16 protein-coding genes are annotated in these 20,060 nt (G+C 44.8%); 10 read left to right on the top strand and 6 right to left on the bottom strand.

Features of this window, described 5'->3' with window-relative positions; all coding sequences use genetic code 11:
- Positions 1 to 7: 7 nt before the first annotated feature.
- Together M5J74_RS10550 and M5J74_RS10545 are read right to left on the bottom strand one after the other, a co-directional pair.
- Entirely contained in the window at positions 8 to 391 is a 384-nt protein-coding gene (locus M5J74_RS10550) for a hypothetical protein (RefSeq protein ID WP_015154068.1), read from the bottom strand.
- 154 nt (positions 392 to 545) lie between these two features.
- Positions 546 to 1,295 carry a hypothetical protein gene (locus M5J74_RS10545; protein ID WP_250016562.1) on the bottom strand — a complete coding sequence of 250 codons (750 nt, stop codon included), beginning with the start codon at positions 1,293 to 1,295 and terminating at the stop codon, positions 546 to 548.
- Between the two features lie 289 nt (positions 1,296 to 1,584).
- Here M5J74_RS10545 and M5J74_RS10540 point away from each other — a divergent pair, with 289 nt between their 5' ends.
- The gene (locus M5J74_RS10540; protein WP_250016561.1) at positions 1,585 to 3,858 is read left to right on the top strand and encodes a glycosyltransferase family 2 protein; all 2,274 of its coding nucleotides are present in this window, start codon (positions 1,585 to 1,587) and stop codon (positions 3,856 to 3,858) included.
- A gap of 79 nt (positions 3,859 to 3,937) precedes the next feature.
- Here M5J74_RS10540 and M5J74_RS10535 read toward each other — a convergent pair whose 3' ends face one another.
- Both M5J74_RS10535 and sufR read right to left on the bottom strand, forming a co-directional pair.
- Entirely contained in the window at positions 3,938 to 4,195 is a 258-nt protein-coding gene (locus M5J74_RS10535) for a hypothetical protein (protein ID WP_015154065.1), read from the bottom strand.
- 140 nt (positions 4,196 to 4,335) lie between these two features.
- Positions 4,336 to 5,022 carry an iron-sulfur cluster biosynthesis transcriptional regulator SufR gene (gene sufR / locus M5J74_RS10530; RefSeq protein ID WP_015154064.1) on the bottom strand — a complete coding sequence of 229 codons (687 nt, stop codon included), beginning with the start codon at positions 5,020 to 5,022 and terminating at the stop codon, positions 4,336 to 4,338.
- A gap of 207 nt (positions 5,023 to 5,229) precedes the next feature.
- Between sufR and sufB the strand changes: the two genes are divergently transcribed.
- The 6 genes from sufB to M5J74_RS10500 all read left to right on the top strand — a co-directional run bounded on the left by sufB (position 5,230) and on the right by M5J74_RS10500 (position 11,446).
- Positions 5,230 to 6,669: a Fe-S cluster assembly protein SufB gene (gene sufB, locus M5J74_RS10525; protein ID WP_015154063.1), complete on the top strand. Its 1,440-nt coding sequence runs from the start codon at positions 5,230 to 5,232 to the stop codon at positions 6,667 to 6,669.
- A gap of 79 nt (positions 6,670 to 6,748) precedes the next feature.
- Entirely contained in the window at positions 6,749 to 7,537 is a 789-nt protein-coding gene (gene sufC / locus M5J74_RS10520) for a Fe-S cluster assembly ATPase SufC (protein WP_015154062.1), read from the top strand.
- On the top strand, positions 7,537 to 8,940 hold the full coding sequence (gene sufD / locus M5J74_RS10515) for a Fe-S cluster assembly protein SufD (protein WP_250016560.1): 1,404 nt from the start codon (positions 7,537 to 7,539) through the stop codon (positions 8,938 to 8,940). Before sufC ends, sufD begins: the two co-directional genes overlap by 1 nt.
- Positions 8,941 to 9,045: 105 nt before the next feature.
- Positions 9,046 to 10,308 carry a SufS family cysteine desulfurase gene (locus tag M5J74_RS10510; protein WP_250016558.1) on the top strand — a complete coding sequence of 421 codons (1,263 nt, stop codon included), beginning with the start codon at positions 9,046 to 9,048 and terminating at the stop codon, positions 10,306 to 10,308.
- Positions 10,309 to 10,357: 49 nt separating this feature from the next.
- Positions 10,358 to 11,005, top strand: coding sequence for a Uma2 family endonuclease (locus M5J74_RS10505; RefSeq protein ID WP_250017126.1), 648 nt, complete (start codon positions 10,358 to 10,360; stop codon positions 11,003 to 11,005).
- 177 nt (positions 11,006 to 11,182) lie between these two features.
- Complete coding sequence (locus tag M5J74_RS10500) at positions 11,183 to 11,446, top strand: hypothetical protein (RefSeq protein ID WP_015154058.1); 264 nt, start codon at positions 11,183 to 11,185, stop codon at positions 11,444 to 11,446.
- A 143-nt stretch (positions 11,447 to 11,589) separates the two neighbouring features.
- On the opposite strand, the gene M5J74_RS10495 is transcribed toward M5J74_RS10500, so the two are convergent.
- Positions 11,590 to 13,059: a response regulator gene (locus tag M5J74_RS10495; protein WP_015154057.1), complete on the bottom strand. Its 1,470-nt coding sequence runs from the start codon at positions 13,057 to 13,059 to the stop codon at positions 11,590 to 11,592.
- A 599-nt stretch (positions 13,060 to 13,658) separates the two neighbouring features.
- Here M5J74_RS10495 and M5J74_RS10490 point away from each other — a divergent pair.
- The 3 genes from M5J74_RS10490 to M5J74_RS10480 all read left to right on the top strand — a co-directional run bounded on the left by M5J74_RS10490 (position 13,659) and on the right by M5J74_RS10480 (position 17,511).
- On the top strand, positions 13,659 to 14,333 hold the full coding sequence (locus M5J74_RS10490; RefSeq protein WP_015154056.1) for a VWA domain-containing protein: 675 nt from the start codon (positions 13,659 to 13,661) through the stop codon (positions 14,331 to 14,333).
- A 231-nt stretch (positions 14,334 to 14,564) separates the two neighbouring features.
- The gene (locus M5J74_RS10485) at positions 14,565 to 15,386 is read left to right on the top strand and encodes a PP2C family serine/threonine-protein phosphatase (protein WP_015154055.1); all 822 of its coding nucleotides are present in this window, start codon (positions 14,565 to 14,567) and stop codon (positions 15,384 to 15,386) included.
- 7 nt (positions 15,387 to 15,393) lie between these two features.
- Positions 15,394 to 17,511: a tetratricopeptide repeat protein gene (locus M5J74_RS10480; RefSeq protein WP_015154054.1), complete on the top strand. Its 2,118-nt coding sequence runs from the start codon at positions 15,394 to 15,396 to the stop codon at positions 17,509 to 17,511.
- A 158-nt stretch (positions 17,512 to 17,669) separates the two neighbouring features.
- Here the strand turns inward: M5J74_RS10480 and M5J74_RS10475 are convergent, their stop codons facing one another.
- Positions 17,670 to 19,481 (bottom strand): TolC family protein, encoded by a 1,812-nt coding sequence (locus tag M5J74_RS10475; RefSeq protein WP_250016556.1) that lies wholly within the window; start codon positions 19,479 to 19,481, stop codon positions 17,670 to 17,672.
- Between the last annotated feature and the right edge of the window lie 579 nt (positions 19,482 to 20,060).

Below are 20,060 nucleotides of genomic sequence, written 5' to 3'. Positions count from 1 at the left end.
TTGACTATTACTTCACTTCACTCGGCTCAAACTTCGTCACTCTGCCTTTTCTCAATGCCACGACCACATCGTAGGTAGCACAGTAAGCAAATGTATAATCGTTAGCTTTGTTATACAGCAGTACGACCATACCCGCACCACCAGGCTGCACCGCTACTGGCAGCAGATCGCCAAAGAAATAGCGCCGCAGTTCGTCACCACCACCTAGCTGACCTTTGTGCGCGGTTATCAATTCAATTTTCTTTTGGATCGGTATATCAGTTGGACCTTTCATTTGCATCTCTTGGGCAGACGCTTGACCTGACTGAGGATCGATCGCTCTCAGTGGTACATCTGTAACCGTCACTAACCCGACTAAAGCAAAGCCCGCTAAAACAGACGTAAGTTTCACTTGATTCACTCCTAAGAATTTGAGAATAAACAAAAATTCGATAATTTCAGCATCTATCGCTTACCTAAGTTACGACTGATGAATTTATGAGTTTTTCCTGAGAAAAACGTAAGAATTAGCTCTTAATTCGGCTTTGAGTTCGTGCGTCGAGAAATTACAATAGGCGAAATACGATCGGGCAGTTGTTGATGATGCCTGTCGAGCCAAACTCGAAACCATTAGGACCAGTGAGGAAACCAGATTCAACTAGACCTAAGATGTGAAATTCTTCGCGTAGCTGGGTGCGATCGCCATTATTTACTGCATCCTGCGTCCACTCGTAAAGGTTGATATCCCAAAGTGGGCTATAGTTATTCGCGATCGTCGGGATACCACCCAAAACATTGTTGGGGCGATAGCCATCAGTTAAAGCTGCATACAGCCTTTGGCGTTGTGGATTTTTACAACCATTTTGCGACAGTCCATTTATGGCAATAAAAATCCGCTCGACAGCACTACTAAAACTATCGTCGCCACCTACTTTTATCTTCTGTAATGCTGGAGCAGAAGTTACACCTTCGATCGCAGCCACCGTTGGATCGCTGGAATCCATTGAAACGTACCAAACTGGACGACCGAAACTGAAACCGTTGACCAAGTTGAAGGTGACAGTCATTTTCTCAGTATCGATCGCCACGACCTCGTCGTGTACTAGCTTGTAGTCGGGGTTGCCAGTAGGAAAATTAATTTTGTAGCAATTCTCGATTGCGTGCGTGACATTTGTAGGGGCGCTTTCTCTGTGCGCCCCAGAGAGAGCGTGTATTTTACCCAATTGAAAACTGCTATCAGCCGATCCTCGATCGCGATCGAGTTTGAGATGATTTTTGATACAGCGTAATTTGCTACTGTTGTTGCGATAGGGCATCTAGGGGCGATTGGACAATATAACTACCCATGAGGGAACTTCAGCTATTGCTCTACGGTCATAGAACTATCTGAATATCTGTTTTAGTCTTCTTCTATGGCAATACATCGCGTTATTGCTAGCAGATTTCTATTGGGACAGTTAGGAGCAAACAAAATTTCAACTACTAGCTAAAAGTTGACATAATAAACGATAATAAAAATTATAATTATTTTACAATTGTGTTACCTAACATGGATTGCTAACAACAATCCAGTGTATTTGTTAGGAAAATTATTGGGTAGTAGGAATGACAGTTTCTCAGATTAAAAGTCAGGGGATAGAGCAGAGAGAACTCAGGCGCGTGAGGCGATCGCGTCTCGCTACGCTAGTTATGCTGAGTATCGTGGCATTTTCTAGCCTGATAGTTGGGGGATGGTTTGCCGGAGAAGGCAGAATTACTTCAATTTTTTTACAAATACAAAATTTTCAAAACAATCCTCCTTTCTGGTTAGAAGTACCAACGTTGTCAGGAGGATATTTACTAGCTCCCACAATTGTTTTACTACTAATTGTGATGCTAGTCATGCGAATTTCTCCCCAGCCGAAACGATGGTCGCGGCAAATTGTAGTAGCAATATTACTGCTTTTGACTATTCGTTATATTATTTGGCGATCGCTAACTACGCTCAATCTTGCTACTCCCCTTAATGGTGTGTTTAGTCTGGGATTATTGTTCTTAGAGTTTCTGGTGTTAACTAGCAGTACAATTCAATTATTTTTAATGTTGAATGTCAAAGACCGCAGCCGCGAAGCCGACCGCTTTGCTGTAGCCGTGCTTGACGGTAGTTTTACCCCAAATGTTGATATTTTAATTCCTACTTATAACGAGCCTACTTTTATCCTCAAACGGACTATTATCGGTTGCCAAGCACTGGAATATTCACATAAAAAAATTTACTTACTTGATGATACGCACCGAGCAGAAGTTAAAAATTTAGCTATAGAATTGGGTTGTAAATACTTAACTCGTCCCGATAACAAGCACGCTAAAGCAGGTAATTTAAACCACGCGATTGCCAAAACGCAAGGTGAGTTAGTCGTTATTTTTGATGCAGATTTTGTCCCAACCAGAAATTTTCTAAATCGAACTGTTGGCTTTTTTCAAAACGAAAAAATTGCTTTAGTTCAAACACCTCAAAGTTTTTATAACGCCGATCCAATCGCCCGTAATTTAGGGCTGGAAGATGCAGTTACTCCTGAAGAAGAAGTTTTTTATCGTCAAATTCAGCCCATTAGAGATGGAGCTGATAGCGTTATTTGTGCTGGTACTTCTTTTGTCGTCAGACGCAAAGCACTACAAGCTGCTGGCGGTTTTGTCACAGATTCTTTGAGTGAAGATTACTTTACTGGAATTCGTTTATCGGCGCAGGGTTATCGATTAATTTATTTAGATGAAAAACTAAGTGCAGGTTTAGCAGCCGAAAACATCGCCGCTCATGCTACACAGCGGATCAGATGGGCGCAAGGGACGTTACAAGCATTTTTTATCGACGCAAACCCTTTAACTATCGAAGGATTGCGACCTTTACAAAGAATTGCACATTTAGAAGGATTATTGCATTGGTTCACTAGTATTTCCCGGGTTGGATTTTTAGTTATGCCACTTGCCTATTCATTTTTAGGAGTGATTCCACTCAGGGCAACGGCAACTGAATTATTATTTTTCTTTTTGCCTTACTATTTAGTTCAAATCTCAGTCTTTGCTTGGTTAAATCACCGCTCTCGCTCGGCTTTACTATCAGATATATACTCTTTGGTTTTATGTTTTCCCTTGGCTTTGACAGTAATTCAAGTCATGTTAAGACCGTTCGCCAAAGGATTTAAAGTTACTCCAAAAGGACAACAACGCGATCGCTTTTCATTTAATTGGAAACTAGCTTCACCTTTAATTATTTTGTTTGCGATCACAGCTATTAGTCTGTGGCGCAACTTAGGAATGTCTATGGCGAAAGCAGAATGGGCAACAACAGTACCATTAGAAATTGCTCAACAGATTCGAGGTATTGGTTTGGGTTGGCTGTGGAGTGGCTACAACTTAATTATGTTGGGTATTGCAATTTTAATTCTGCTCGACGCTCCCAAACCAGATGTTTACGATTGGTTTGCTCTCCGGCGAACAGTAAGGTGCAATATTCAAGGGGAAAATTATTGGGGAGTCACGACGATGATTTCTGAAGTTGGAGCGGAAATTGCTCTGACACAAAAAGCAGTTATTTCAGCCGAGGAAATGCAGCCACTCACGTTAGAAATTATGGAAGAAGGAGTAGAGTTAACTGGTCAAGTGATTCGGACTGGATTTCAAAATGAATTTCCTACAGTCAGGGTTATGTTTCAGCAACTCAGTCTCAGTCAACATCGCTGCTTAGTGGAAATGTTATTTTGTCGCCCCGGACAATGGAAGCGCCACAACACGCCAGGGGAATTCAAATCGATTTTACTGATTTTGAAAATTCTATTCCGACCGCGAATCATATTCGATCGCAATATAGATGTCAATGCGACCGCAGTGTCTCAAGGGTAAAAGAGTTATTGGTCATTCGTCATTCGTCATTTGTCGCGCACCACTCTCCACTGATAACTGATAACCGATAACTGAATAGCTACCATTTCAGAAAAGCCGCCTCAAGTCCTTGTTCGCGTCTAATCTTGCCATCTTTCTCAAACCAGGCTACCACTTGCTCTGCGGTTAAATCTTCCATCTTTACGCCGTAGTCTTCGGCTATATGTTTCAACAGCCGTAGCGATGAAACTGTCAGTCTGGTTAAAAACTTTTCTGGAGAAGAAAGCAAGGCTGCATCTACCTTGGCTGACTCTTCCGCCGAGAGAAATTGCATTGAAGGTTGCATGTTATTTGTCATTGGTCATTGGTCATTTGTACGGACGGGTTCACTCAAAAAATCAACTTCGACTACAATTTTTGGTATTTCCCGACAATTTTTGTACGAGCGGGTTTACCAAACAACTCTGGCTCCGACAAGGATTTCGGGTGAACCCGCCCCTACAGCTTTCCCCTTTCTCCCGTGCTTCGTACTAAATACCCACATCGGTGTTCGCCGTCAATAATCCAGTGGGTACGCTCAACTTGACAATCAGGTAAAACTGTGGCAAACATTTCCAATTCGTGTCCGCAGACTACAGGGAAGGATTCAGCAACGTTGGCAATGGCGCAATTATGTTCGGTAATGATAAATCCTCTAGCTGAATTCTCTTCGTTGACAAAATACCATTCTGCCATGTAACCTTCAGCTTTCCTCAATTCTACCAAGTTGGCGACTCGCTCTTGCAGCGAACCCTCGCCGACGCGATCGCGGTATTCTAGAGCTTTACGCTCCCATTGCATTCGTAAAATCGTCCCCATTTGTTCTCGCCCCACTGTTTGGGCGAGGGTATCGAGCAGGGAAACGGCAAATTGTCCGTGACTGTCTCCCCCTCCATCATTAATAGTACGACGCAGGCGATCGCGCCCGCGATCGCTTAGTTTATATACGTGCTGCGGTCGCCCCATGCCCAGATGAACTGCTTGATATACAATGAGTTCCTCTGCTTCTAAATCCTTTAAATGGCGACGAATCGCTTGTGGACTGACATCAAGCTCTGTGGCTAGCTCCTGCGCCGTGGCTTGCCCCTGCTTCATTAAATATTGCAGAATGTCCTGCTTGGTCGAGGGCTGCTGCGTTGTCACCATTGTCATTCCAAAGTTTTCAGCTGAAAATTTTACTTTGACAACATACCTGTTGTTAATGTAGCGTAAAATGGAGACAGGTTAAACAACAAGCGTGTTGTTTTAGTTACGATTTTTACAATGAGGAAGGTGGGAAGGGGTTAGACCACCCGTCTTTCATCCTTAAAGAGCTACTTCGAGCATTTCAGCCCAACCGAGAGAACACTACCAATGAGTGCAACTGTCAAAACCATCGTCAACCAGCCTTACAAATACGGCTTTATTACCGACATCGAGGCAGATATTATTCCTCGCGGTCTGAGTGAAGACGTTATCCGCCTGATCTCTGCTAAGAAAGAAGAACCAGAGTTCATGTTGGAATTTCGTCTGAGAGCTTACCGTCAATGGCTGAAGATGACAGAACCTACTTGGCACAGTGTCCAGTATCCTCCCATCAACTATCAAGATATTATCTACTATTCCGCGCCGAAAAAGAAGCCCAAGCAACTGAATAGCTTGGAAGAAGTCGATCCCGCATTGCTGGAAACTTTTGAAAAGCTTGGTATTCCCATATCAGAACAGAAGCGTCTATCTAATGTCGCAGTAGATGCCATTTTTGACAGCGTTTCTGTAGCTACCACCTTCAAGGAAAAGTTAGCTAAAGAAGGTGTAATTTTCTGCTCGATTTCCGAAGCTTTACGGGAATATCCAGAGTTAGTACAGAAATATCTGGGTAGTGTCGTGCCAACGGCAGATAACTACTTCGCGGCACTCAATTCCGCTGTATTCAGTGACGGTTCCTTCGTTTATATCCCCAAAAACACCAAATGCCCGATGGAACTGTCTACATACTTCCGTATTAATAGCGGCGATACAGGACAGTTCGAGCGGACTTTGATTGTAGCCGAGGAAGGGAGCTACGTTTCCTACCTAGAAGGCTGTACCGCACCGATGTACGACACTAATCAGCTACACGCGGCGGTGGTGGAACTTGTCGCTTTGGACAATGCTGAAATTAAATACTCTACCGTGCAAAACTGGTACGCTGGCGACGAGAAGGGTAAAGGCGGAATTTACAACTTCGTCACCAAGCGCGGTTTGTGCCAAGGAGTTAATTCTAAGATTTCTTGGACGCAGGTAGAAACGGGTTCGGCAATTACTTGGAAGTATCCTAGTTGCGTGTTAGTCGGCGATAACTCTGTCGGTGAGTTTTATTCTGTGGCGCTGACGAATAATATGCAGCAAGCCGATACAGGAACGAAGATGATCCATGTTGGTAAGAATACTCGCAGCACGATTATTTCCAAGGGAATTTCTGCCGGGAACTCTAGCAACAGCTACCGTGGTTTGGTGAAAGTTAACCCGAAAGCACAAGGAGCGCGGAATTATTCTCAATGCGATTCAATGTTAATTGGAGATAATGCGCGGGCGAATACATTCCCCTACATTCAGGTACAAAATAACACTGCCAAGATCGAGCATGAAGCTTCGACTTCTAAGATTGGCGAAGACCAATTATTCTACTTCGCGCAGCGGGGTATTTCTTCAGAAGATGCAATCTCGATGATGATTAGCGGTTTCTGTAAGGATGTGTTTAACCAGCTACCAATGGAATTTGCTGTAGAAGCCGATCGCCTGCTGAGTCTGAAACTGGAAGGTAGTGTGGGTTAATAAAATAGGGTGGGCAATGCTCACCCTCAATCAAGCAATTCGCAAGTGAATAGAGAGAGTGCAGAGGACGTAGAGAGTAATGATTATTGAAAATAGTGAAATTTTGCTGTCGGTGAAAGACCTGACAGCTGAAGTTGATGGGAATCCAATTTTAAAGGGAGTGAATTTAGAGGTTCGCGCTGGAGAAATCCATGCGATTATGGGACCGAATGGCTCTGGTAAAAGCACTTTTTCTAAAGCCTTAGCAGGACACCCAGCTTATGAGGTGACGGGTGGCGAAGCAATTTTTCAAGGTAAAGATTTGCTGGAGATGGAAGCGGAAGAACGAGCTAGAGCTGGAGTTTTTCTGGCATTTCAGTATCCCTTAGAAATTCCTGGCGTAAGTAATTTGGATTTCTTGCGAGTTGCCTATAATTCTCGCCGAAAAGAGCAAGGTTTAGAAGAATTGGATGCATTCGATTTTGACGATTTGATCCAAGAAAAATTGGATGTTGTCAAGATGGATGCGGCTTTCTTAAACCGCAGCGTGAATGAAGGGTTTTCTGGCGGCGAGAAGAAGCGGAACGAAATTTTGCAAATGGCACTGTTGGAACCAAAAATTGCAATTTTGGATGAAACAGATTCAGGATTAGATATTGACGCGCTGAAGATTGTTGCTAATGGCGTGAATCAATTAGCCAGCCCTGAAAATGCCACAATTCTAATTACTCACTATCAGAGATTGCTCAACTACATCGTCCCAGATTACGTCCATGTTATGGCTGGGGGACGGATTATTAAGAGTGGTGGTAAGGAGTTAGCACTGGAATTAGAGTCTCGGGGTTACGATTGGGTGTTGGAGCAAGCTGCGACTGAGGTAGGAGTGTAATGAATATTCAAGTTTCTCCGACAGTGACGAATGGCAGTCATGGTAGCGTGTCGGGTGGGGATAACTACCTGATAGAGTTGCTGCAACAGTGTCAAAAGGGTGTAGAAACATTACATGTAACGTCTCTACGGGAAATTCGCGATCGCGCTTCTTCCATTATCCGTCAATCTACTCTCCCTACTACCAAAATTGAAGAGTGGCGGTTTACCGATTTATCTGCTTTAAAACAGTTTAACTTTCAAGTGGCGGCTCCCACCGGATTACCAGCAGCACTGGTGACACCACTCACCTTCTCAGAAGCAGCAAATAGTCGTTTGGTATTTATCAACGGGGTGTATACGCCAGAACATTCTGCAATCGGTGATTTACCGAAAGGTGTAGTAGTTAGCAATTTATCAGGATTACCAGCAGAATACCGCGATCGCGTTTACAACTACCTGGCAAAATCTGAGGCAGGACAAGACATATTTACCGCCCTGAATACGGCTGCAATTACGGATGTTGCTGTCGTCTGGATTCCTAAAAATGTTGTCGTAGAAGCTCCAATTCACCTGCTATTTATCGCTAACTCTTTTAGAACACCAACAATTAATCAACCGCGCTGCTTGGTAGTCGCGGAAACTGGTAGTAGCGTCACGCTGGTGGAAGACTACTTAAATCAATTTAATATTGAAGATCCTGAAGAAGGCGAAGCCGAAGTTGGAGAGACGGTATACTTTACCAACGCTGTTACGGAAATCTGGCTGGGAGAAAATGCCCAAGTTAGTCATACTAGAGTTGAACGGGAAAGCGTAGAAGCATTCCATATTGGTAAAACTGCGATTACTCAAGCACGGGATAGCCGTTACACCTGCAATGCAATTACTTTAGGGGCAAAACTGTCGCGCCACAATTTAGACATCTACCAGACAGGAGAACAGACAGAAACAATTCTCAACGGCTTAACTATAATAGCAGGGCAACAAACAGCCGATACCCATAGCGCGATCGCACTAAATTATCCTTATGGTATGAGCCGTCAACTCCATAAATGCATTGTCGCCGATAAAGCCCACACTGTATTTAATGGGAGAGTTTTTGTTGCTAAAGCTGCTCAACTTACGGATGCAGGACAACTGAACCGCAACTTACTCCTCTCTGCCAAAGCTAGAGTAGACACCAAGCCTCAACTGGAAATTATCGCTGATAACGTCAAGTGCAGTCACGGTGCTACTGTCAGCCAGTTGGAAGACGATGAGATTTTCTACCTGCAAAGTCGCGGAATTAACGCTGCTGACGCTCAAAATTTGTTAGTTAACGCCTTTGCTGCTGAGATTATTAACCAACTACCAATTCCCTCTTTACAACAAACTCTGCTCAAAGCTGTTACCCGCGAAGCTACAACATTAAATCTGGCTGATTGACCGAAAGTGAGGACGGGTTTACCAATATATTTGGTTACAAGTAGAGAACTCTGGTGAACCCGCCCCTACAACATTTGCGTTCTGTTCCTTCTCTCGACTTGAACCATGACTTTTACCCAAGCAAGAACCCTCGCCGATATCGTCCGCGCTGACTTCCCAATCCTGCAGCAAGAAGTCAATGGCAAACCCTTGGTGTACCTCGACAACGCCGCCACCTCCCAAAAACCTTTACTCGTCCTCAACACCCTACGGGATTATTACGAGCAATATAACTCCAACGTTCATCGCGGCGTGCATACCCTAGCGGCTAAAGCAACCGAAGCTTACGAAGGGGCGCGGGATAAAGTAGCTGCGTTTGTCAATGCGGCGCAGCGAGAAGAAATTGTGTTTACCCGTAATGCTACCGAAGCAATTAACTTAGTCGCTTACAGTTGGGGTAATAGCAACATCCAACGGGGAGATGAAATCATCCTTTCCGTGATGGAACACCACAGCAACTTAGTACCTTGGCAACTCCTAGCCCAAAGAACGGGTGCAGTGTTGAAGTTTGTCGAACTAACTCCAGAGGAAGAATTTGATTTAGAACAATATAAGTCTTTAATTTCCGACAAAACCAAGCTTGTCGCCGTGGTTCACGTCTCTAATACTTTGGGGTGCATTAACCCAATACAAGAGATAATTGCGATCGCCCATCAACACGGTGCGAAAGTTTTGATCGATGCTTGCCAAAGCGTACCACATATGCCTGTTAACGTACAGCAAATGGACTGCGATTGGTTAGTAGCTTCCGGTCATAAAATGTGCGCTCCTACCGGAATTGGATTTTTGTATGGAAAACTAGCATTGTTGCGATCGATGCCACCGTTTTTAGGTGGTGGTGAAATGATCGCCGACGTGTATTTAGACCGTTCTACCTACGCCGATTTACCGCACAAATTTGAAGCAGGAACCCCAGCAATCGGAGAAGCGATCGCCCTCGGTGCAGCTGTAGACTATTTAGGGGCGATCGGCATGGATAAAATTTATGCTTACGAATCGGAATTGACGCAATATCTGTTCGAGCAACTGAGTCAAATTTCTGAAGTCCGCACCTATGGTCCATTACCTAAAGTAGCAGGTGTGGGTAGAGCTGCATTAGCTTCATTTACGGCTGGTGATGTTCACCCTCACGATTTATCTACTCTACTAGATCAAGCTGGGGTTGCTATTCGCGCCGGACACCACTGCACGCAGCCTTTACATCGTTACATCCACGCTCAGTCTACTGCACGGGCAAGTTTATCTTTTTACAATACCCGTGAAGAGATTGACATATTTATTGTTGCTTTGAAAGAAGCGGTAGAATTTTTTGGTAGTATCTTCGGTTAAGGTAAAAGGGTGGGCTTAGCTCACCCAATTGACTCTAAAGCCAGTGGATATGATTACTTCTTTAACTCCAGCAGAGTCTAGAGTAGTGCTACATAACATTAGCTGGGAAACCTTTGAAACTTTACTCAAAGAAACAGGTGAAAACAGAGGTTCTCGCTTTGCTTATGACTGTGGCACGATGGAAATTATGATTCCACTTTTTGAACATGAAAGCTACAAAAGCAATTTATGTAATTTTATAATTGCCCTAGCTGAAGAACTCAACATTGAAGCTAGAAGCGCTGGTTCAACAACTCTAAAACGCCAAGTCGCTAATTGCGGTATAGAACCAGATAATTGTTATTATATTCAGAGCGAGTCAGCAATTAGAGGCAAGCTCAAGTTAAATTTAGAAACCGATCCACCGCCTGACTTAGCAATTGAAATTGATATTACTAGTAGTTCTGTAAATAAACTTGGTATTTATTCTGCTTTAGGTGTTCCTGAACTTTGGAAATACGACGGAAAAGAATTAAAATTTTATCAACTAGAAGTAGAGGAATATAGAGAGCGTGATGTGAGTCTTGCTTTTCCTCTTATATCTGTTGAACATATGAGTAATTTTATGCAACAGATTCCCATGCAGGGAGAAGTAGCTTTACTCAAATCTTTTCGAGCTTGGGTAAGGGATAAAGTTGTTTATTTGACTAATGAATAGCAAGTTTACTGAAGTATAGATTTCATGCGATCGCTTTATCTTCTATCCTAACTCAACTCCTCAATTAGGTTATGGATAGCATTCCATACCAGACAACCGTGCATAACTCGTCTCAATTGTGGCTAATAAACTTTAGCGCTCCAGCAAGCGCACAAAATAGCTGCGAGGAATGCATTTATGAGAGAGCATACAAACGATTGGCAACTAGATAACTCAAAGGAAACGGGTAAGCGATCGCTCGTACAGAAATATTTACAAAATCCTTTTTCTGTTACTTGGTCAAAATTAGCTGCTTTGTTTTCTACAGAAGTTTCAACCAGCGAATCTGTTGAAGAAACAGAGCCAGACGATTCACCCTGCGATCGCAGCTTGTATCCTCGGTTTACAGATCGGGTCGATCCTTCACTTTACTACACGGTTTTTTTTCCTCACCAACGCTAGGGAGCAGTTATCAGTTATCAGTTGTCAGTTATCAGTGAAGAAAGGGTGTGGGGTGTAGCGAGTTGTACGTGGTGCGTGACTAATTTCTCCCTTGTCCCCCTTGTCCCCCTCAGCTTCCTCAGCTCTCTTTCCTCTGTTCCTTTCTAAGTCAAATGCCTAAATACCATTTTAAGAATATCTGGCTGGCTAAAAGGCTTAGTTAAGTAACCTGAAGCACCGACAACTCTAGCTTTGACTCGGTTAATAATTCCTGTATTTGCCGTCACCATAATAATCGGCGTGTCTTTAAATAGAGAATGATTGCGGAGCAAACGACACAATTCATAGCCGTCAATTCCTGCCATATTTACATCTAATAAGATGAGATTTGGCTTGACTTTAATAATCTGCATTAAAGCTTTAACAGGATTATCAATTGTAAAAACTGAAAATAAGTCGTCTTCTAAAAACTTTTTCAGTTCCTGTAACATTGCTGGGCTATCGTCCACACAAACAATTTTATACTTATTTCTCGTAGCTGGAGCATCGGGAATAACAGTCGGTGGGGATGTGGGAGTCTCTATATGCGTGGGAGGAACTGGGGGTGTCGTCCGCGTAATCGGGAAGTTAACTGGTGGTTGAGAGCTATGCTTGACTGGCTCTGAGTTTGGCTGCGGAGACTGTGTGGGGAGAGATTCTTGCTTTGTCGTAGGGAACTGCGTCTCTTTGACTGGTTCGCGCTCGAAAGCTTTTGGAGTTGCAGCCAGCCGGCGATCGCTAATGTGGCGATCGCGGATATCATCTAACGGTAAGGGGACTTTTTCCGGTATGACAATTGGTGTTGTTGATGGCGATGCAGTCTGTTCAAAGGTTCTTGGTAATTGGTCAAATGGTGCATAGGGGTCTTGCAACAAAATTGTTCCTGCTGCAATATACTGGTGTAGGTTTTGCGCCAATTCAAGTTCGTCTTGATTTAATAGAATTGCCAGATGACGAAAACTGAAACCTTTGAGAATCGTACTAAACTTTTGCTGAATTTCCTGCGGAATTTGCTGTTCTAATTTGTGACGGTTAGAAAAATAAAGCCGCTGGTAGGGTGAGAAAATTTCTGGTGCTAGAGCTTGCCACTTTTGCAGGCGCTTTTGACATAGATCGACAATCGGTTGTAGTTCGAGCCGACAAAAAACTTGCTCTAAGTTTGAGTTGCTGCTAAAGTCGTACTGCCCCGATTTAACTAATAAAAACGACTCGATCGTTTCTCCAACCAATTCTGCAACTAATTCTGCTGCTTGTTCGGCATTTAAATATTGATGGTTAACTAACCAACCAATTGCTTGATATTCGGGATTAGTATCTGACCGCTGTTCTGCTTCAGTTTCAAAAATCAAACTTAATTGCGCTCTAGTTTCACTTGTCAGCGTCGGGACTTTATAACTGAGGCGATGCAAATGACAGTCGAGGCGATCGAACGCAGCAATTGAATGGGAAGCATAAGTAATCTTTCCCTCTTCAAGATAGACCGACCATGTAACAGCACCGCTAGTCACCTTTAACAAGGCACTATCATAACAACTAGACAAGTGCGCCAATAAACTCAGCGGACTTAACTTCTGAAAGGTTCCACAGCTAGCCATTTAGCACTTAAACCTTTTTCCAAGCGAGCGAATACTTTAACTGACAATGCCTATTTAGCAAAGCCTTAATTTCGAGCAATTTGAGTGTTTTTGTCTGAATCAATTGAGGTAAGAGGATTGAGATAACCTAGTTAAGTTTATTAAAATATTGTAAGCTGTATCTGCTCTTACACCGCTAGAACCCCTGCAAATCATAAAAAATTGACGAAAGGCTAACAGTTTCTATTGACTATAGCGCAATCTATAAAAATTAACCATCCAGTTTACAGTTTTTAGCTATTGGCGTATGACAAAGGATTTGGACATATAGAAAAACAATCTGTGGGAAAGTTAAGTAATTTGTCGCCTTGGTCTTGTATGCGTAGTTAACTGCAATGATTGTCTGAATTTGCTCCTGATTTTTCCCTAGTGAAATGAATGTGAGTAAAATACCGGACTGACGCAGCTGAAACTACAGAGATAAAAGAACTAGTAAAGTCAAAGCTGAACTATCATAGATAAATTGTTGTCAATGCCAGCAGCCCATCTACTCAGTCCACTAGTGAGTAAAAGCTACCACATATGTCAAGTAGCTAAGTCTCCCACCTAAATTGTTAAGTATGTCTGACCAATTAAGACTTGATGAAGCGGTAGAGTTTGCTGAAAATCCAGAACCTCGCTGTCCTTGCGTATTACTTCTAGATACTTCAGGTTCGATGCAAGGAGCAGCAATAGATGCTTTAAATGAAGGGCTGCGGGCATTGCAAACAGATTTATTACAAAACTCTCTCGCTTCCCGACGTGTTGAGGTGGCGCTCGTGGTTTTTGATAGTGATGTCAGAGTTATACAGGATTTTGTCACTCCCGACCAACTCGATCTACCAGAGCTGACAGCGCAAGGCTTAACCTGTATGGGAACTGGAATTCATCGCGCCCTAGACATGATCCAGTCTCGCAAAGCTACATACCGCGCTCACGGGGTAGCTTATTATCGTCCCTGGATATTTTTAATTACAGATGGAGAACCCCAAGGAGAATCAGAGCAGTTAATCGAGCAGGCAAGGCAGCGAATTGAGACAGATGAAGTTAACAAGCATGTAGCTTTTTTCTCTGTAGGTGTAGAAAATGCTAATCTGGAGCGGCTCAAGTACATATCTGTCCGCACTCCACTCAGACTTCAAGGGCTGAGGTTTACGGAAATGTTTCTCTGGTTGTCTGCTAGCATCACAGCCGTTTCTCACTCTCGTCTCGACGAACAAGTAGCATTACCACCTGTGGGGTGGGGAGCAACTTAAACAGTGACCAGTTATCAGTTATCAGTTATCAGTGACCGACCAATTACCCATTACCCATTACCCATTACCAACAACTCCTGAGTACATAATGAAAGTGTAAAGAGATGAATGAGTAAATTGACGGAACCCTACACATTACCGTATACAAAAGGAGGATTTGTCGAGCGATGCGATCGCTCTGATTGTCCGTTCACCTAAGATAGGCTAGGAATCAGTAAGGAATCACGATGAATGCGTAACGATGCCCACGATGAGCTATATACAACAGGACAGTTAGATGCTCCTGCTGGAATCCGGCAATGGCGAGTCGCATCCGCCTCAGTTCGAGGTACGAGCCACGAAAAGGTCGGACAGCTTTGCCAAGATGCTCATCATTGGGAAAAGTTGCCCACGGGGGTTTTGGTAGCAGCAGTAGCTGACGGGGCAGGAAGTGCAGCTTTAGGCAAAGTCGGGGCAATTGTCGCCGCGCAAACGGCGGTAGAGACGATTTGTGCTGAAGGCTCTAGACTGCATTTGGTTGACGACGAGCAGGGATGGCAGCGAATTCTGACTCAAGCTCTGGCAGCAGCAAAGACAGCAGTAGAAGCAGAAGCAGCCGTCTGTGGCAAGCAGGCGCGGGAGTTAGCGACGACGTTGATTTTAGCAGTTGCTACCCCAGAATTAGTTGCAGCGGTGCAGGTAGGTGATGGCTTGGCAGTAGCGAGCGATCGCGACGGTCAGATTTTTGCTCTGACTGCCGCTCAAAAAGGAGAATATATCAATGAAACAACTTTTCTAGTTTCCCCCCAAGCCTTGGAGACAGTCCAAGTCAACGTTTGGCGGGGAACGACGACACATATTGCCGTGTTTTCAGATGGGTTGCAGATGCTAGCTGTGAACATGGGCGATGGTTCACCCTACAAACCATTTTTTTCTCCCCTGTTTCAATTTATGGCAGGTGTGGAGGATGAGAGTGAAGCTAAAGAACAACTGGCGGCGTTTTTGCGATCGCCAAGAATTACGGAACGGACGGATGACGACTTGACTTTACTATTGGCGACGCTTGTGAGTTAATTTTGCCATGCGGTTGCAACGAAGCTCCAACAACCAAATTATCACGTTGGACCCCAACTCTAGTCTCGGACATGGGGGAGAAGCCCGTGTCTTTACTGTACCGCAGAACGAGGCACTAGTAGCAAAGGTTTATCACAAGCCTAGAGAGATTCAGGCATCTAAGCTCACAGCAATGCTTGCTAACCCGCCAGATAACCCTATGGCAGGACAAGGACATATTTCGATCGCTTGGCCTGAAGAGTTGCTGAGGTCAACTGATGGCAGCAATCGGGTCGTCGGCTTTCTGATGCCGCGAGTCAAAGGGATGCACTCCCTACTCGATTTTTACAATCCCAAAACGCGACGGCAAAAATGCCCGTTCTTCAACTACCTCTATCTCCATCGAACTGCCCGTAATATTGCCGCTGCCATGGGAGCGCTGCACGCACGCGGGTATTGCGTTGGAGATGTGAACGAATCTAACATCTTAGTCAGCGATACGGCTCTCGTCACCCTCGTAGATACGGATTCGTTTCAAGTCCGCGACCTACAAACAGCAGCTATTTATCGCTGCGGTGTCGGCAAGCCAGAATTTACGCCGCCAGAACTGCAAGGAAAGAATTTCGGACAGATCGATCGCGCCCCAGAACACGACTTATTTGGGCTAGCAGTCCTGATCTTCCAACTGCTAATGGAAGGGACTCATCCTTTTTCAGGAATTTATCAAGGTAGTGGCGACCCCCCACCCTATGCAGCACGGATAGCGGCAGGACATTTCACCTATGGCAGCAAGCCAGTACCGTACAAGCCTACGCCGATTGCACCAAACTGGGAGATTTTACACCCTAGTTTGAGGCAGTTATTTGTCAAGTGTTTTGATGCAGGTCATTCTCAACCCAATCTCCGTCCCAACGCCCAAACCTGGCAAGCTGCCCTCAAAGAAGCAGAAAACGCTTTGACAACCTGTAGCGCCAACAATCAGCATCGCTACAGCGATCACCTGCAAAGCTGTCCTTGGTGCGAGCGGGCAGTAAAATTAGGCGGGCGCGACCCGTTTCCGTCCTTGGAGGCAGTCAGACAGAAAAAACACCTCCAACCTTTGCCACCTAAGCGTACTCCTCCCGTATATCGACAGTATCGAGCGCTCGATCGCTCCGCCGCTTATTATTCATCTGCCACGCTCAGCAAACACGCACCACTATTTTTAACACTGCCAAGAAGTAGAAGGCTGAGCCGCAGAAAGTTCAACCTGATGATGATGGGTACGTTTAGTCTAGGAGCTGTGAGCTTGATCCTGTTGATGCAGGTGTTAAGTGACGTGCAACTGCCCTTTGACAGCCGTTTTAGCGTTACCTCCATCCCCGAACCACCAAGTGACGGTAAAGTGGCAGCAAAAAGCGGCAATAATTTTGTTGCCTACTACAAGCAGGGCGATGCTTATTACAAAGTAGGAGACTATGAAGGGGCAATTGATAATTACGATCGCGCCATCAAGCTCAATCCCAAGGATGCTCAAGTCTATTTAAACCGGGGTAACGCCCTCTACGAAGTTGCCCAGCATAGCGGCGACCCCGACCGTACCTATCGCCGAGCGATTGAAGACTTCAATCGTACTCTGGGACTCAAACCCAACCAAGCCGAAGCCTATCTCAGTCGTGGCATGGTACGTTATGAAATTGCTCAGTATAGTAAAAATCCCGAAAAAGAATATCAGCAAGCAATTCAAGATTTCGATCGCTCTTTGCGGCTCAATCCCCGTGCTGCCAAAGCACTGGTCAAACGCGGCATCGTTCACTACAAACTGGCGCAGTATAAAGGGGACTTGAGTACGGGCTACAAAGCCGCAATTGGAGATTTTAACCGAGCGCTCAGTATCGACTCCCAAGAAGCAGAAGCCTATCTCAAGCGGGGAATTGTCCGCTACGAGCTAGCTCAATATAGCGGACAGAGCGATCGCGAAGCAGTAGAAGATTTACAAACAGCCGCTAAACTGTTTCTCAAACAAGGCAATATCGAAGAATATCAACTCGCTTTAGGTAACATCTGCGTTGCTCTTGACAAGAATTGCGATTCCTTCCTGAGAAACCCAGAAAAGTTTATTCTTTCTACCCCGCAATCTCTCCCTGGAGAGGGAAAGCCTAAATGAGGAGTGAGGAGCGAGGAGTGAGGGAAAGAGAGTGGTGCGTGGTGTGGGAAGTGTGGGAGGACACTCAAAGAATTTTCGAGAGCGCTCTCCCCCATCTTCCCCCTCTCCCTTGTCTTCCTTGTCCCCTCACTCCTCACTCCTCACTTCTTGCTCCTAGTTCAGCGTTGCTGACCAGAGCTAATCGATCGCTGAATCTGGGCTAAGGCGCGGTTGTAGTTTAGAATCGCATTGACTCGATCGCCTTCCGCTTGAGTTAAGTCATCCTCAGCATCAATCACTTCTGTTTGCGTCCCTACACCTGCTTGAAATCTGAGGCGTGCCAATCGCAGCGCTTCCCGCGATTGTTCTAAAGCAACAGAAGTCGTTTGAATGTTTTCTAAGTTAGACTGCAACTGAGAGAAAGCTTGTTCTACTTCAAAGCGAATTTGGTTACGCTGTCCGGCAAAATTGGTTTCAGCGATCGCGATATCTGCCTCTTCCTGCCTAGCTCTCGCTCTTGCTGCTCCACCATCAAATAAACTTAAGTTTAATCTTCCTCCTAAAGAGTAGCCATCTTGAAAGTTTGTGTCATCGTCAAATGTATCGTTCAGGCTATATTGGGCAGCAAGACTAATTCGCGGTCCTAATTCAGCTAAGGCAGCACGCCGCTGTTGTTCGCTAATATTACGCTGTGCCAACTGCTGTTCTAGTTCGGCACGATTTCTAAAAGCTAGCACGATACTGTTTTCTAAGGAGAAGTTCCACTGTCCGGCAACTGCTACCGGATCGGCAGCCGTAACTACGATGGAGTCGTTTAAATTGATTCGCGTTGCAATTTGACGGCGGGCAATTCGTTGCTGGCTTAAGGCATCGGTTAATCTTTGGGTAGCCTGCGCTAACTGCACCTGAGCTTGGAGGACGGCAAAGCGAGTTCCTACCCCAGCTTGTTCTAAGGCTTGGGCATCGCGTAAACTTGCCTGGGCATTATTTACAGAAGATCGTTGAATCCTTACGTTCTCATCAGCCCGTTGCAATTCGTAATAATCGTTGGCAACGTTGAGGCGCAGTTCTTCTTGCGTCCGTTCTAAATCTAACCGATTAAAACGCAACTGTTCTTCAGCAGCGCGAATGTTAGCTGGACGTAAGCCAGAAGTGAATAAATCGTAGCTGAGCGAGAGATTGCCGTTCACGCCAGTCTCGTTAGTATCTATTTGACCGCCAAAAAATTGCTCTGGCTCCTCGCTGAACAGATTTTGACCCTGATTGGTTACGCCAGTCTCCAGATCCAAGCGTGGATATTCTGCTGCTAAAGCCTGTCGTAGCTGTGCTTGACTCCGTTCTACATTCAGCCTTGCTTCTCGCAACTGCGTGCTGTTACGCTGTGCTAAGTCCAAAGCCTGTTGAAAAGTAATTGGTTGAGCGCCTACAACCTGTACATCTTCTGGTTTTGTGGGAAATCGCAACGGATTGGCATCGGGATTGAGATAACTAGGTATTTGAGCCTTGCGATCATTTACCTGAGCATTAGCAGGCGGTTGGGCTGGGTTAGGTTTAGTTGTTGGTTGTTGGCTGACAGTTGTTGGTAATTGGTAATTGGTAATTGGTAATTGGTGGTTGACGGTAAACGCTGGCGCTACACTCCGTGAAGACGGTTGATGGTTGTTTTTCTCCCTCAGCTCCCTCAACTCCCTCAGCCTCCTCAGCTCTCTTCCCCCGACTCCCGACTCTCGACTCCCAATTTCCTGTTTTGACAAGAGAACCGAGGCTTGGGAGTGACGAAACGAGCTTTTTGCTTGCAGGTAACCTTGTTTGGTAGCTTTAATGGACTGAGTTTTACTAGGTTCAGATTTCATAGCGATCGCGCTATTGACAGATGGAGTTTCGCTCGCGATCGCTGGTGCTGGTTCAATCTTAATTAGCTCAGTTGCTAAGAGTGCTACAGCTAGACTCGAACAGAAGTTACGCACTAGAAATAAATGCTGTTGTTTCACCGCACTTCCTCACACGAAAATTTCAGATACCGAAAGCGACAATGACTCAATCGGTCGCTCCGTAAAAATCATAAATAAAAAATCAGAGCGTAAATATTAAGCTACTATTTGGGGCGCGATCGCCTGTACTCAGATCCGCGAACGAGGGTCGCAGTCGGATCGATACTGGCAAGCCCAGTATCGAGCAAACCAGAGCATTCTACTATATAGTTCGGCATACACCAAAAGGCTTAGCACGCATCAACAGATATTGTGACATGAAACCACAAATTCAGTTGACAGTTATTAGGGAGCAGAGAGTAGGGAGTAGGGGAGCAGTGACCAGTGACCAGTGACCAGTGACCAGTGACCAATTACCAACAAATAATTTCAAAGAAATACTTAAGAAATTTTCTTTCTCTTTACAATAAGTATTTTGGATTACATAATTAATGAACCCGATCGTGTCAAAAATTCCTCATCTAGAGATCGCGCTGAATTTAGCGATCCGCAAGCCGATAGTTAGCCTTTAATGGAGGAATGATGGGAATTGTAGATTTTTCTCCCTACACGCCAAAACCACGTCTCATCGAGCCTTCT

It is taken from the genome of Chroococcidiopsis sp. CCNUC1 (assembly GCF_023546805.1).
Classification (GTDB): Bacteria; Cyanobacteriota; Cyanobacteriia; order Cyanobacteriales; family Chroococcidiopsidaceae; genus Chroococcidiopsis; species Chroococcidiopsis thermalis.
Note: the sequence above shows the minus strand (reverse complement) of the source record. Positions and strands in the feature narration are given on the sequence as shown.